This window comes from Virgibacillus doumboii, from assembly GCF_902806455.1.
GTDB lineage: Bacteria > Bacillota > Bacilli > Bacillales > Amphibacillaceae > Lentibacillus > Lentibacillus doumboii.
In genome coordinates this window covers 553,992-568,267 of the sequence record NZ_CADCWQ010000002.1, presented here as the reverse complement: position 1 = coordinate 568,267, position 14,276 = coordinate 553,992, and the positions used below count along the sequence as shown (strand labels likewise).

The following is a 14,276-nucleotide window of genomic DNA, read 5'->3' as shown; positions in this document are numbered from 1 at the left end:
ATCTCACTATTTAACTATTAAAAAAGCACCCCATCTGCATTCCTGCAAACAGAGTACTTTGGGAACATAAAGTTATTTGATTAACTCCGGGTTTTCCTGTTTAGCCTCTCTCACTCTAGATTGACGGTAGCCGGCAGCAACATCTGCCTGTTTAAAATCTTTCGCATAATGTACTTCCTGAGCATCTGTCATTTGTTTATTCTTTGTCGGCTGATATTGTGACTTTCTCATTAAAGACTTCCTTTCTATTAAAAGATTATCAGTCTATTATTTTTATTCCCGGTGAAAATAGAATTAAACGTAAAAAATAGATTAATTTGTTTTTACATGAAACATTTTGTCGACTGATTCGTAATAAGAAATGGAACAAGTAGGAAATGGAGGATTTACATATGTCGGAAGCAGCTATGGAATTAGTCCATGTAAAAAAATCAATAGGCAATAAAGAAATCATTAAAGACCTGACATTCACCATAAACAAAGGCGAAGTATTTGGTTTTATTGGCCCTAATGGAGCTGGTAAAACGACGACAATTCGCATGATGGTCGGGCTTATGCAAATTACGGATGGCGATATCCGCATCCTGGGAAACAGCATTCATTCGGATTTTAAAGATGCAGTTCGTGAAGTCGGTGCGATTGTCGAAAATCCGGAAATGTATCCGTTTATGAGTGGATGGCAAAACCTGATGCATTATGCACGAATGACGCCGGGTGTTACCAAAGAACGTATTCATGAAGTGATCAAACTGGTAGGGCTTGAAAAGCCAATTAATGAAAAGGTCAAAAAATATTCATTGGGGATGCGGCAGCGATTGGGAATTGCTCAGGCACTGCTTCATAACCCTTCCGTACTCATTTTGGACGAACCCACCAATGGACTTGATCCAGCAGGTATACGCGAAATCCGCCAATATATCAGAAAACTGGCAGAAGAAGAAAATGTCGCTGTCATTATTTCCAGTCACCTGTTATCGGAAATCGAGTTGATGTGTGACCGGATTGGTCTGATAAAAAACGGTGAACTGATCGCAACGCAAGATGTCGAAACAGCAACAAACGAAGACAATACAACCCATATAGAAATGGAAGTGACACCAATTGAGCACGCTAAAGAAGTGTTACAGGCAAACCACAATATGGAAGCTGTATCAACCGATGATGGCCTGAGAATCCAGAGCGAGAAGGACATGATACCGGAAATCATTAAAACGTTGGTTACTAATGATGTACTCGTTTACCAGGTGAACATCACAAGAACGACACTGGAGGATAAATTCTTTGATTTGATTGGGGAGAATACGATTGAGTAATTTTTTTCAACTATTAATAAATGAACAATTTAAATTATACATACGTAAATCAACTTGGGTTATGTATATACTCGCATCTATTATTATTCTGGGATTAGCTCTTCTTATTAATGTTGCCAACGTTAATGAAAAATATCAGAACGATGATTGGCGACAGACCCTTCAGGAAGAAAACAAGCAGTTGAAAGAAGAAATGGAACAGGAAGAATTCTTGCAGGGCATTAATTCAACGCAGATTGAGCGTAATAATTATCATCTGGAGAATGACATTCAGCCGGCTTCATATGATGCGTGGCAATTTGTGATGGAAAATGAATTTCTGCTTTCATTAGTCAGTCTGTTTACAATCATCGTTGCAGCTGGAATTATTGCTAATGAATTTAAATGGGGAACCATTAAGTTATTATTGATACGGCCAATCACTCGCACGAAAATTCTTTTATCGAAATATATTTCCGTGCTGCTGTTCGCTTTATTTACACTTGTTTATGTGTTGTTATTTTCATTGATAGTTGGTTCCTTGTTCTTCGGAATTAATGGAATGGATCCGCATATAGTTATGAATGGAAGTGAAGGCTATGAATATGTATCCGTTATTCAGGAGATTATCAGCGGCTACGGATTTAAGCTTGTAACATTAGTAATGATGGCGACATTTGCCTTTATGATTTCGGCGATTTTCCGTCAAAGCTCACTGGCAATTGGAATCGCAATCTTCCTTATGCTTGCCGGTAACGCAATTGTCAGCTTTCTTTCGGAATACAGCTGGTCAAAATATATCTTGTTCGCCAATACGAATCTCAAATCATATGTGGACGGCTCACAGGTGATGGAAGGCATGAGCTTAGGATTTTCCATAACTGTCTTAGCTGTTTACTATATTATTTTTCTGATATTATCCTGGGTATTCTTTACAAAACGGGATGTTGCAGGGACTTAGGGTTCAAAAAATACCTGTTTTTATGATATAAATAGTATGAAGGACATATACTTAATAGAGAGAATATAATGCTTCAACCTTCGAAATACTGTCGCATAATTTAATTCCGGGGTGTTATCCATGAAGCGTCATTTAACAACTTTTTTTCTCATCCTGAGTGCTGTTGTATTAATTATTGGTCTGCAAATTGACCTTTACTGGAGTGGGATCGCCGGATGGGGACTGGCATTCATCAGTCTGATATTTGCAGTGTATTTTACAAAGTATATACCGAATGATAAAAATGATGAGAAACGTTCTTGAAAAAGTCGAGAGATATCCATTTTCGGATACACTCTCGACTTTTTAACTACTGCGCATTTTTGAATTGTATAATCCGCTGCTCTATCTCATCTCGTACACGACGAAATACATCCCACTTTTCATCATCTGTTCCTTCAGCCTTTGCGGGGTCATCAAATCCCCAGTGACCTTTTTTTACATGTGGAGGTGTCATTGGACAATTATCTCTGGCATCACCGCACAATGTCACAACAAGATCAGCATTATTTAAGGTTTCCGGATCAATGACACTGGATTCCTGCCTGGAAATATCGACACCGGCCTCATCCATTGCCTTTACAGCTAAAGGATTCAGACCATGCGCTTCAATCCCTGCACTTTTTACTTCCCATTCATCACTTAAATGTTTCTTCCCAAATCCCTCAGCTATCTGACTTCGACATGAGTTCCCGGTACACAGGAAATATAGAATTGGTTTTTGTGGCATACAGCATTCTCCTCTAATAGTTCTTGATTTTACAGCAGTAATGTTATATACAATCCAAGCAGTGTGATAAACAATGTAGGAACCGTTAATATAATCCCTGCTTTAAAGTAATAACCCCATGAAATACGGACGCCTTTTGTCTTTAGAACATGAAGCCATAAAAGGGTTGCGAGCGAACCGATTGGTGTTATTTTCGGTCCTAAGTCACTGCCTATCACGTTTGCGTAAATAAGCCCTTCTTTGATAACTCCTGTGGCATTTGTGTCGGCGATAGCCAGTGCGTCAATCATAACTGTAGGCATATTATTCATAACAGACGATAAAACAGCTGCGATAAAGCCCATCGACATCGTTGCGACAAACAGTCCCTGATCGGCCGCTGCACGCAGTACATTTGCGAGCAGGTCGGTCAGGCCGACATTACGCAACCCGTATACAACGACATACATCCCCAAGGAGAAAAATACGATTGCCCAAGGTGCGCCCTTGAGCACTTTCCCGGTCTCCACAGCATGGCTATTGCTTCCCAAGAGCAAAAAGATAATTGCAATTGTTCCTGCGATAATCGAAACAGGAATCTGAAAAAACTCGCTTGTAAAATAGCCGATTAACAGAATACTTAAGACCATCCATGACAGACGGAACATTTTTTCATCCTTAATTGCACTGCGCGGTGTCTGTAATTGATTCATATCGTAATTCTTCGGAATATCTTTTCTGAAAAAGAGATATAGAACGATGATACTGGAAAATAATGAAAATATATTCGGAATGATCATCCGTGACGCATATTCCAAAAAGCCGATTCCAAAGAAATCCGCTGAAACGATGTTTACCAGGTTACTGACGACGAATGGCAGTGATGTCGTGTCAGCAATGAATCCGCTCGCCATGATAAACGGCAAAATAAACGCATCCCTGAAGTTAAGTGCCCGCACCATCGCCAGTACAATCGGGGTCAGGATCAAAGCTGCACCATCATTGGCAAATAATGCTGCCACGATAGCTCCCAAAATGGATATGTAAATAAACATTTTCACCCCATTGCCACCAGCAATCCGCGCCATGTGCAGTGCGGCCCACTCAAAAAACCCGATTTCATCCAGAACTAGTGAAATGATGATGATCGCTACAAACGCCAGCGTCGCATTCCAAACGATATCCGCAACTGCAATGACATCATCAAATGTGACAACTCCTGCCAAAAGTGCAATCAGTGCCGCAAAACATGCGGTATAGCCGATTCCTAAATTTTTTGGCTGCCAAATAATTAATATCAGTGTGATCAAAAATATTGCTATTGCAATGATTGTTTGTGAATCCAAATGTATTCCTCCTGAACTGATAACTACCTTAACTACTCCTCACATTATATAATTAATTGCTCCAATAAGTATATCAATGTAAATCAAGTTCCAGTTTTCCGAGTAAATTCATAATGTTTATATTCTTTTGAAATGGGCCATGCTGATGGTGATATGAAATGAATGGAGGTGTTTTATTTTGAAAAAATCTATCTATCTGTATTTAAGTATTCTGGGACTTATACTTGCAGTCGGACTGGCATTTCTTTTCACTTCGGACAAAAATAATGCTGACGACGATAACAAAACATCTACGAATACAGATGAAGCTTTATATCAACAGGATGCTGTTAAGGTATCGGAAGGATCCATAGAAGTAGTCTCTTCAGATGATGGCAGTATCGATGCGAATAACCTTTTTATTCCCTGGACCATCAATAAAAGTGGAAACAACTTTTTCCTGAGTCAGCGGGATGGAACGGTGATTCGAATTAATGGTGAATTCGGTCTTGTTGACGTGCAAAGTGTTGATGTTACAGAGGAAATTCTCCATAAAGGTCAAGGCGGATTTCTAGGTTTTACCCTCGTACCTGAATTTGAGGCAACGAACATGGCACTTGCTTACCACACGTATGAAAAAGATGGGGAAATATTAAATCGAATTGTTTCCCTGACACTGGAGGACAACGTGTGGAAAGAGAAGGATGTTCTTTTGGAGGGAATACCCGGCGGCGAAATTAATAATGGCGGCAGAATCCAGGTTGGTCCGGATGGCATGTTGTATGTAACTACCGGCGATACCGGGCAACCCGAATATGCACAGGACCTGGACAATCTGGCAGGAAAGATCCTGCGTATGGAATTAAACGGAGATATTCCTAACGATAATCCTTTTGAAGGTTCCTACGTATTTTCCTATGGTCATCGTAACCCTCAAGGATTTGCCTGGGACGATGAAGGAAACCTTTATAGTTCTGAGCACGGGGAAGATGGTCACGATGAAATCAATTTAATCGAGGCCGGAAAAAATTATGGCTGGCCTGAAATCCAGGGTAATGAAGAAGCAGAGAATATGGTTACTCCCCTCCACCATTCAGGCGACGACACATGGGCACCATCAGGGATGGCATATGATGACGGGGAACTGTATATTGCTTCATTGGCAGGCGCCAAAATTTTCACCTATAATCTTGCCAATGGCGAAACCAATGAATTTTTCAGTGATGTTGGCAGACTGAGGGATGTTTTGATTGAAGATGACTCGCTGTTTACAATAACCAATAACCATGACAGCCGGGGAGAGCCGAAGGAAAAAGATGACCGCATGATCTCTATACCGTTGACAGACACGGAAAAAGCAAATACATCTGAATGAATAAACATTAACAAAAAGAGGCTGGGACAAAACAAAAAAGTGTTGCCAAAAGACGAACAATGCATGGAAATAGCGGAGGGAATATATGCCCCTTCAAAGGGGTATGCCGACGTTGGCCGCAAAGGCCGCTTTTAGTCGGCCTTCCTTCTAACGGGAGGAAAGGCATCGGTGAGACTCCGAAGTGCGCTAGCACGAGGAGGCTCACCAGCCGCCCCCGGCTAAGAAGACACTGCGAAATCGTACTTTTTGAGCAGATGTCGCCTTGGTACCCGGAGGTGTGAAAGCGAAGTATATTCCCGGAGCGGTTTTATGCACCATTTCCAATATGTTCGGATTTTGTTATTGATAAAATACTTGTGTCCCAACCTCTTTTATTTTTCCTAATCTCCTTTTTTACCCAAACTCTTCAGGTACTCTGCAACTGCTTTTATTTCGTCTTCACTTAGTGTTCCTTCAAACGGCGGCATCCCTCCGCCGCCTTTCTTTATTTGTTTAAGCAGTGCTTCGTCGTCATTGAGCATAGGACTATTCTGCAGGTTAGGTCCATTATGTCCTCCTACCGCTTCTGCGCCATGACAGGACAGGCAGTTATTTTCATATATTTTTTGACCGTTTCCGACTGTTGAACCTTGCCCACTGTTTTCTTCTTTTTGTTCTTTCGTTTCATCACTCTTAATCGGTGATGAATTAATGGCGTCTTCCGGAATATCCTTGGTTGATCCATATTCACCTTCCAATGAGAAAGTGTAAATCTTATCTCCATGTTTTGTTCCGGCGAGTGAATTTCCTGCAGAGAATATGGAAATATACTGTTTTCCGTCTACCTTGTAAGTTATTGGCGGCGCATTCGCACCAGCATCTGTTTTGAATTCCCATACCTTGTCACCATTAGTTGCATTATATGCAATAATCCGACCATCGTTATGACCAACAAACACGAGGTTTCCATTAGTCGTCAGGATTCCACTGTAGGCAATTGTATCCCAATTTTTTTGCCAGACGATTTCATTCGTTTGAATGTCCAATGCGGTCACGGTACCCTTAGCTGGCGCATCCTGCACAGGCTGCCAGACACTGCCAATCCATTCTTTTCCCTCTTCAAATTTATTGGCTTCATCCTCTGCATAGTGTGCATACGCGAAATAAGTATCATTCCCTAACACATAAAACAGTTCTGTATTCGGGTTGTATGCGGATGGCGGCCAATTCGCCCCACCCTGTGGTGACGGTTTAACAGTAACCGGTTCATCCCAAAAAGGTGTGAAAATTTCCCCCGTCTTACCATTGAAACCTTCCGGAAGATCCTGCTTAATATCCTCTTCCGTTATATTCTGGGGTACAAATGCATCCCCTTTTGGAATTGGTTGTGTTGGTGACGTCTTCTGATTTTCATTTTGAGGTACCGGCTGTTCTTCGATACCAATCAGCGGTTCACCATTAGTCCGATCCAGCATGTATACCCAGCCTGTTTTACTGGCCTGGGCAATTCCTTTTCGCATCTCACCGTCTATTTTTACATCATATAGAACAACCGGGTTTGCTGAGTCCAGGTCCCATATATCGTGATGTACCTGCTGAAAATGCCATTCATAATCACCTGTGTCTGCATCCAGTGCTAACACGGAATCAGTAAATAAATTATCCCCTTCCCGTCTACTGCCATCAAGGTCAGGAGATGTATTACCGGTTGCAAAATAAATCATGCCAAGCTCGGGGTCGACAGCTGGTGTTTGCCATACTGGTGCACCGCCTTTTATCCAGGCATCGTTATTCTGTGGCCACGTTTCATGCCCTTTCTTACCGGGTCCCGGCACCGTATATGTTCGCCAGATTTGTCTGCCGAGATCTGAATCATAGGCTGCAACATATCCACGAATTCCATATTCACCACCGGCAATTCCGGTGTAAACTTTTCCATCATAATATAGTGGTGCACTTGTGATGGTATATCCTTTTTCCCATTCATCAACTTGTGTTTCCCACACGACTTTACCGGTTTTTTGATCAAGAGCCACCAATCTTGCGTCTAATAGAGCGACATACACTTTTCCATCTCCAAGCGCAACACCACGACTTGCCCACCCACAACAAAGCGTGTCAAGGTCTTCAGCCAGTTTCGGACGGAACTCCCAAATAATCTCCCCGGTAGTTGCATCCAATGCGGTGACATTATTTGCACCTGTAATGGTAAACATCACCCCATCATAAACAAGTGAAGTCGCTTCACCAGAATATTTAAAAGAAAACCCCGAACCAAGGCTGGTAACCCAATCAGCTTTTAAATCAGCTGCATTGGACGCATCTACCTGATTTAACGTTGAATACCTGCCATTAAAAATGCTTCCACCAAATGTAATCCAGTTATTGGCAGGGGGAGAAGTAAGTTGTTCTCCTGAAAAGTCCGGAGCTAGTTCTCCCGGGTATTTCATATGCTGCCAGGATTGATGTTCTGCAGATGATCTGTTCTCCACTTCCTTGCCTTCTGAGTCCTTATCCTGTTTCTCTCCTTTGCTATCCTCTTTCTTTTTTGTATCTTCACTAGGAGCATCAGCTTGTTCATCTTGAGTGACACTCTGAAAAGTAAAATAACCACCAATAGCGATGATTGCGACAGTAAGAATGACAATCCACATCATTTTATCCATTTTTTCCATTCACTCAGAAGCTCCTTTCTCTAAAATGGTTACTTGTAATTTGCCCCAGTATTTTAAAAATAACCAGAATAGGAAGCGAGAAATTACGTTATTCATGAAATCTGTGAAAATAGCAGCTTTTCTATGAAAAAATGAATATCCGGCTGTGGAAATGGAGATAATGCCAATAAAGTTAAAAAGGAGGTATCCAGTAATGAAAAAACTGATAATGTTTACTGTCATTTTTGCATCAGTTTTCATGATAACGGCTTGTGGAAATGACGACGAAAATTCCAAGCAGAATTCTGATCAGCAACAGAGTGACATGGAAAGTCAGCCGGTAATGAACCAGACTGATATGGGAGATAAGATGAATCAGTTGGATTATACTGTTTATGACTTTGATGTTTTATATGATGGGACTGAATTTGAAGGGGAAATTGCAAATGAAGAAGGTCTGATTGAAGCTGAATTCTATAATCCATTTGTTGATGTCACCGCACGGGGATCAGATGCGTTTAAGGAGATGTTCCCGGTTCTGCAGGAATTAGAACTTAATCCGGATATGACTGATGAAGAAGCCGTTGCAGAATCAATCGCAGCATTTGATTTGCCGGAAGATTTTCTGAAAGCTGAACTGCAGGTAACCTTTTCGGACGGAGTAGAAAAAACATATGAGGTGAAGCAATAGTATTACAATAACCGTTTCCTGAAAGCGCAGTGAAAACTCAGCTTTTTTATGGAAACGGTTTTTATTTTCACTGACTCTGCTGGTCGTTGGATTCCTGCAAATCATGTTTTTCTTTCAATGTTTCCGGTGCAACTTTAACCATCCTTTGCAATAGGAAAGCGGCAATGGCAATATCATCAAAAATCCCGAACAAAAATAGAAAGTCCGGTATAATATCAAATGGAAAAGCAATGTAACCGATAATTAATAGTGCATAGAACACTTTGGTCATTATATTTACTTCTTTCGATATAAAAAAGTCTTTAACAAATGGAATCGATTTATGAAATTTCAGCAAAAACCTGCCGCGTTTAAAAAGTTTTCCCATTTGTAACACCTGCCTTTTATATATTTATAGCATATCCAGGTAAATTACATATAGCAGGACAAGTTATATACTAATTAATTACCCAAATTACAGTGATTAAAAAGCTGCTTTGCGATAATTTGTGCAAAACAGCTAATATCATTCAGTTCAGTTCCTGTTGCAGCAAAAATAACAACCGATCATCATTTTCAGCAGGAGTTCCACGGCCATCGGTATTATTTGTGATAAAATAAATCCCTTTATCAGTTGCCAGTGCATCCCGAACACGCCCGACATCAGATATGATTCGTGTCTGCGATTCCTTTTCCGGATCAAATTGGCGCAAACCTTCACCCGCCAGTGAAGCAAAATAAAAGTTGCTGTTAAAATATGTCATACCAGAAGGGGCCCATGTATCATTTCCGGAGTGAATAATCGGTGTTTTCATTTGTGGGGCCGATTCATCCCCTCGGATTGCCGGCCATCCATAATTCCTTCCTTTGATAATCCGGTTGATTTCATCGTGCGCACTTGACCCATGTTCGGTAGCGTACAATTGATTATCCTCATTCCAGGCAAGGCCCTGTGGATTACGGTGTCCATATGAATAAACATAAGAATTTTCAAATGGATTATCTTCAGGTATTGTTCCATCCGGATTCATGCGCAGAATTTTTCCCGCTAGACTATTCAGGTCCTGGGATAATTCAGGATTCGTTGCATCACCGGTTGTTATATACAGTTTATTGTCCGGTCCGATTTCGATACGGCCACCCTGATGAAATTGACCGCCTGGAATTTTATCCAGAAGGGTTGCTGTTTCTTTCCACTTGTCATTTTGCGATTGAATTTTTACAACCCGCTGATAATAGTTTTCATTTTCCTGATAGGAGTAATAAGCATACCCCGTGCTTGTCTCGTTAAAGTTTTCCGGAAACGCGATACCTAATAGACCAGCTTCCGGCTGATTGGAAAGATCCTCCGAAAATTGTACGGGCATTCGGGTTTTTTTGCCGTCTTGAATTTTAACAATACTGCCTCTCCGCTCACTTATATAAAATGTATCACCCGTTTTGACAATCTCCCAGGGCTCCTTAAGATCTTCTGCAATGACCTCAAGTTGTTTTTCCGAATCAGTGTCTTCCTGCAATGTTTGATCCGCTTCCTGTTCCGGTGTTTCCTGCTGTACGCATGCACCAAGCACAATCGTGATTGTCATCAATATGATTAGATATCGAATCTGGAACCACCTCGCGTTTCATAGTTTGTTTTAGTGTACCCGCGATAGTAGTGTACTTCAACTATTTTGGTGGATTGGGTGCACTGCTGGTTCGTGATGTTGGTGTGCTTCTCCTGATAAAATCATTCTTCTACTGATAAATTCACTCTTCTCCCGATAAATTCGCTCTTCTCCTGATAAATTCATTCTTCTCCCGATAAATTCATTCTTCTCCTGATAAATTCATTCTTCTCCTGATAAATTCATTCTTCTCCCGATAAATTCACTCTTCTCCTGATAAATTCGCTCTTCTCCTGATAAATTCGCTCTTCTCCTGATAAATTCATTCTTCTCCCGATAAATTCATTCTTCTCCTGATATATCCGCGCATATCTCGCCCGCCACCACTTCACATCCACAAAAAAACGGCGAAAGCACAAACACATGCACTCCGCCGCCTTATAATTCAGCAACTTATCCCAATTTCGATTTCTTGGCTGCTTTTTCACGTTCACTTTTATTCAGGATTTTTTTACGAAGACGGATTGATTCCGGTGTTACCTCACAATACTCGTCATCATTCAAATATTCAATCGCTTCTTCCAGCGACATTTCACGTGTCTTCCTGATTGTCGCTGTCTGGTCTTTTGTTGCTGAACGAACGTTTGTTAAATGTTTTTCCTTTGTAATATTAACTGTCAGGTCATTTTCGCGGTTGTGCTCACCGACAATCATACCGGCATAAATTTCTGTACCAGGCTCGACAAAAATAACGCCGCGATCCTCAAGCTGCATAATGCCATAAGTGGATGCCTTGCCATTTTCAAGGCCAACAAGAACACCTTCACGACGTCCGCCAACCTGACCTTTTACAAGTGGTTCATAGGCATCGAACGAATGATTCAGGATACCGTAGCCGCGTGTTTGTGACATAAACTCGGTTGAGTAGCCGATCAATCCGCGTGATGGCACTTTAAATTCGAGACGAACCTGTCCATTTCCCTGGTTAACCATATCGAGCATTTCGCCTTTTCGTGCTCCAAGTGATTCCATAACCCCACCGGTATACTCTTCCGGCACATCAACCTGCACACGCTCAACCGGTTCGCATTTCACACCATCAATTTCTTTGATAATTACTTGCGGCTTGGATAACTGTAACTCATAGCCTTCACGGCGCATGTTTTCAATCAGAATCGATAAATGCAGTTCGCCGCGTCCGGAAACAGTCCAGGCATCCGGTGATTCAGTTGGGTCAACACGCAAGCTGACATCTGTTTCCAGCTGCTTCATGAGACGCTCTTCAATTCGACGGGAAGTAATATAGTCACCCTCACGGCCAGCAAACGGACTGTTATTCACAAGAAATGTCATTTGCAATGTTGGTTCATCAATCCGAAGCCATGGTAGTGCTTCGGGATGGTCATGTGCACAAATGGTTTCTCCGATATTAATGTCGTCCATACCGGCTATTGCAACAATGTCACCAGCCTGTGCTTCCTGAATTTCCATACGTTTCAGTCCAATAAAGCCGAACAGTTTACTGATACGGAAAGGCTTCTCCGTACCGTCTTTTTTCATAACGACAACCTGCTGTCCGACACTGATTTTGCCGCGAACAACACGCCCAACACCAATGCGGCCTACGTAGTCGTTATAATCAAGCAATGTTATCTGGAACTGCAACGGATCTTCTTTTGTATCCGGTGGTGCAGGAATATGATCCAGAATCGTAGTAAAAACCGGGTCCATTGTTTCTGACTGTTCCTCAGGTTCTTCTCCTGAAGTACCATTCAAAGCTGATGCATAAACAACCGGAAATTCCAGCTGTTCATCATCTGCTCCAAGTTCAATAAACAAGTCCAATACTTCATCAATCACATCATTTGGACGTGCATTCGGACGGTCAATTTTATTTAAAACAACAATTGGAGTCAGTTTTTGTTCCAATGCTTTTTTCAGTACGAAACGGGTTTGCGGCATCGTTCCCTCATAGGCATCAACTACTAAAATAACACCGTCAACCATTTTCATAATCCGTTCCACTTCCCCGCCAAAGTCCGCGTGGCCCGGGGTGTCGAGAATGTTAATGGTGGTATCTTTATATTTAATCGCTGTGTTTTTCGCTAAAATCGTAATGCCGCGCTCACGTTCAATATCATTGGAGTCCATCGCGCGTTCGTTCACTTGTTCATTTTCACGGAACGTTCCGGAATATTTTAACAGCTGATCGACAAGTGTCGTTTTGCCATGGTCAACGTGGGCGATAATAGCGATGTTACGAATATCTTCTCTTAATTGCATAAAAAAGTACGCTCCTCTGTATGTCGAGATGACTCAAACTATCCTATTGTATCATAAAACGCTAGTGAACAAAAGATATAATAAATTTTGCTCCCCCGAGCTTAGAGTCACGAACCATGATTTTTCCACCGGACTGTTCAATGATTGCCCGTGAAATGGCCAGCCCAAGACCCGTTTCCCCATTTTTACCTTTAACAAACCGGTGAAAAATATGCGGAATCAGTTCCTCTGCTATCCCGTCACCATCGTCCTCGATAATAATAACAGCATTATTGGCGGTTATATCAACCCGGGATTTTGCATGACGAATCGCATTAAACGTTATATTCAACAGTGCCCGCAGGAGTTTTTCCTGATCAACATACAGCGCGCCGCCGGATTCTGTTTCGTGATTTATCGTTATCCCTTTTTCATTGACCATTGGCAACGTACGACCCAGTACCTGACTGATTAATTCCGATGATTCAATTTCCTCTGGCTGGTATACCTCCTGCTCACTGTCAAGCTTCGCCAAAAGAATCATTTCATTAATGATCATTTTAAGCCGTTTAACTTCCGTGACCATCATTTCAAGGCCTTTTTCCTGATCTTCCTCATCAAAAACCTTGTCCCTGATTCCTTCCGCATACCCTTGAATTGTCATTAATGGTGTTTTCAGCTCATGACTGGCATTTTGGAAGAACGCCTGCTGTGACTTCACATACCGCTCCAATTCAGATGCCATTTCATAGACACTTTGTTCGACTTCTTTAATTTCGCCGGTTGCCTTTATCGGTTCCAATTCATCAAACTTACGTCGTTCTATTTTTTTCAGCTGCCGCTTTAATTTGGTCAATGGTGTAACTAACTTGTTTGTCAGAAAATAACTAAGCAGGACAGCTGCGATTGCACCGGCTATGAAGACTATCATCATCCGTTGAAAAAAATCCTGCTGAACTGCCTGCAAATCGTTTAATGGTGTCAGTAGAATAAGTTCCAACCCGGTACTTTCCGGATAAAATAAAATGCGCGACGTCACGTATTTGCTGCTTCCAACCTCCCACAAATCCGCTTCTCCATTTTGAAAATAATTATTTCGGGAGAATCCCTCTACAAACCGCTTCGGCATGGTATAATACAGGACTCGATTCTGCCGACGATCATAAAGGAAGAGCTGCAGATCCTGTTCTTCCAAAAAGTCACTGAAACCCTGAATACTCCGCCCGCTTCCATACTGTTCGTTCAGCACCTGAACAAGTAATTCACCTTTTTGTTTCAACTCCGCCTTTTCATCCTCAATCAGCATATCCAGGATTAACGAATAGATGACAAATCCTGTAACAGTAAGGATGACTAAAAGCAGTGTTGTAAAAGCTACATTAAGCTGTGATTGAAGTTTCATC

13 protein-coding genes are annotated in these 14,276 nt (G+C 41.6%); 5 read left to right on the top strand and 8 right to left on the bottom strand.

The window, feature by feature from the left end; all coding sequences use genetic code 11:
• Positions 1–72 precede the first annotated feature (72 nt).
• Complete coding sequence (locus tag G6R02_RS19380; protein WP_164671003.1) at positions 73–231, bottom strand: YfhE family protein; 159 nt, start codon at positions 229–231, stop codon at positions 73–75.
• A 161-nt stretch (positions 232–392) separates the two neighbouring features.
• Here G6R02_RS19380 and G6R02_RS19375 point away from each other — a divergent pair, with 161 nt between their 5' ends.
• The 3 genes from G6R02_RS19375 (at position 393) to G6R02_RS19365 (ending at position 2,556) form a co-directional block, all read left to right on the top strand.
• Positions 393–1,313, top strand: a complete 921-nt coding sequence (locus G6R02_RS19375) for an ABC transporter ATP-binding protein (RefSeq protein ID WP_164671002.1) — start codon at positions 393–395, stop codon at positions 1,311–1,313.
• Complete coding sequence (locus tag G6R02_RS19370) at positions 1,306–2,253, top strand: ABC transporter permease (protein WP_164671001.1); 948 nt, start codon at positions 1,306–1,308, stop codon at positions 2,251–2,253. The genes G6R02_RS19375 and G6R02_RS19370 overlap by 8 nt, the downstream gene beginning before the upstream one ends.
• Positions 2,254–2,373: 120 nt before the next feature.
• A complete protein-coding gene (locus G6R02_RS19365; RefSeq protein ID WP_164670999.1) occupies positions 2,374–2,556 on the top strand; it encodes a hypothetical protein in 183 nt (60 codons plus the stop codon).
• 46 nt (positions 2,557–2,602) lie between these two features.
• Here the strand turns inward: G6R02_RS19365 and arsC are convergent, their stop codons facing one another.
• The gene (gene arsC, locus G6R02_RS19360) at positions 2,603–3,022 is read right to left on the bottom strand and encodes an arsenate reductase (thioredoxin) (protein ID WP_164670996.1); all 420 of its coding nucleotides are present in this window, start codon (positions 3,020–3,022) and stop codon (positions 2,603–2,605) included.
• Between the two features lie 29 nt (positions 3,023–3,051).
• Positions 3,052–4,347: an arsenic transporter gene (locus tag G6R02_RS19355; RefSeq protein ID WP_246202678.1), complete on the bottom strand. Its 1,296-nt coding sequence runs from the start codon at positions 4,345–4,347 to the stop codon at positions 3,052–3,054.
• 178 nt (positions 4,348–4,525) lie between these two features.
• Between G6R02_RS19355 and G6R02_RS19350 the strand changes: the two genes are divergently transcribed.
• Positions 4,526–5,701: a PQQ-dependent sugar dehydrogenase gene (locus G6R02_RS19350; RefSeq protein ID WP_164670995.1), complete on the top strand. Its 1,176-nt coding sequence runs from the start codon at positions 4,526–4,528 to the stop codon at positions 5,699–5,701.
• A 380-nt stretch (positions 5,702–6,081) separates the two neighbouring features.
• Here G6R02_RS19350 and G6R02_RS19345 read toward each other — a convergent pair whose 3' ends face one another.
• Positions 6,082–8,355, bottom strand: coding sequence for an outer membrane protein assembly factor BamB family protein (locus tag G6R02_RS19345; RefSeq protein WP_246202677.1), 2,274 nt, complete (start codon positions 8,353–8,355; stop codon positions 6,082–6,084).
• A gap of 193 nt (positions 8,356–8,548) precedes the next feature.
• Between G6R02_RS19345 and G6R02_RS19340 the strand changes: the two genes are divergently transcribed.
• Positions 8,549–9,025: a YusW family protein gene (locus tag G6R02_RS19340; RefSeq protein WP_164670994.1), complete on the top strand. Its 477-nt coding sequence runs from the start codon at positions 8,549–8,551 to the stop codon at positions 9,023–9,025.
• A gap of 67 nt (positions 9,026–9,092) precedes the next feature.
• Here the strand turns inward: G6R02_RS19340 and G6R02_RS19335 are convergent, their stop codons facing one another.
• From G6R02_RS19335 to G6R02_RS19320, 4 genes are all read right to left on the bottom strand, one after another.
• On the bottom strand, positions 9,093–9,392 hold the full coding sequence (locus G6R02_RS19335; RefSeq protein WP_164670993.1) for a YkvA family protein: 300 nt from the start codon (positions 9,390–9,392) through the stop codon (positions 9,093–9,095).
• A gap of 142 nt (positions 9,393–9,534) precedes the next feature.
• Complete coding sequence (locus tag G6R02_RS19330; protein ID WP_164671148.1) at positions 9,535–10,590, bottom strand: PQQ-dependent sugar dehydrogenase; 1,056 nt, start codon at positions 10,588–10,590, stop codon at positions 9,535–9,537.
• Positions 10,591–11,064: 474 nt separating this feature from the next.
• The gene (gene typA / locus G6R02_RS19325) at positions 11,065–12,894 is read right to left on the bottom strand and encodes a translational GTPase TypA (RefSeq protein WP_164670992.1); all 1,830 of its coding nucleotides are present in this window, start codon (positions 12,892–12,894) and stop codon (positions 11,065–11,067) included.
• A gap of 61 nt (positions 12,895–12,955) precedes the next feature.
• Complete coding sequence (locus tag G6R02_RS19320) at positions 12,956–14,275, bottom strand: sensor histidine kinase (protein ID WP_164670991.1); 1,320 nt, start codon at positions 14,273–14,275, stop codon at positions 12,956–12,958.
• Between the last annotated feature and the right edge of the window lies 1 nt (position 14,276).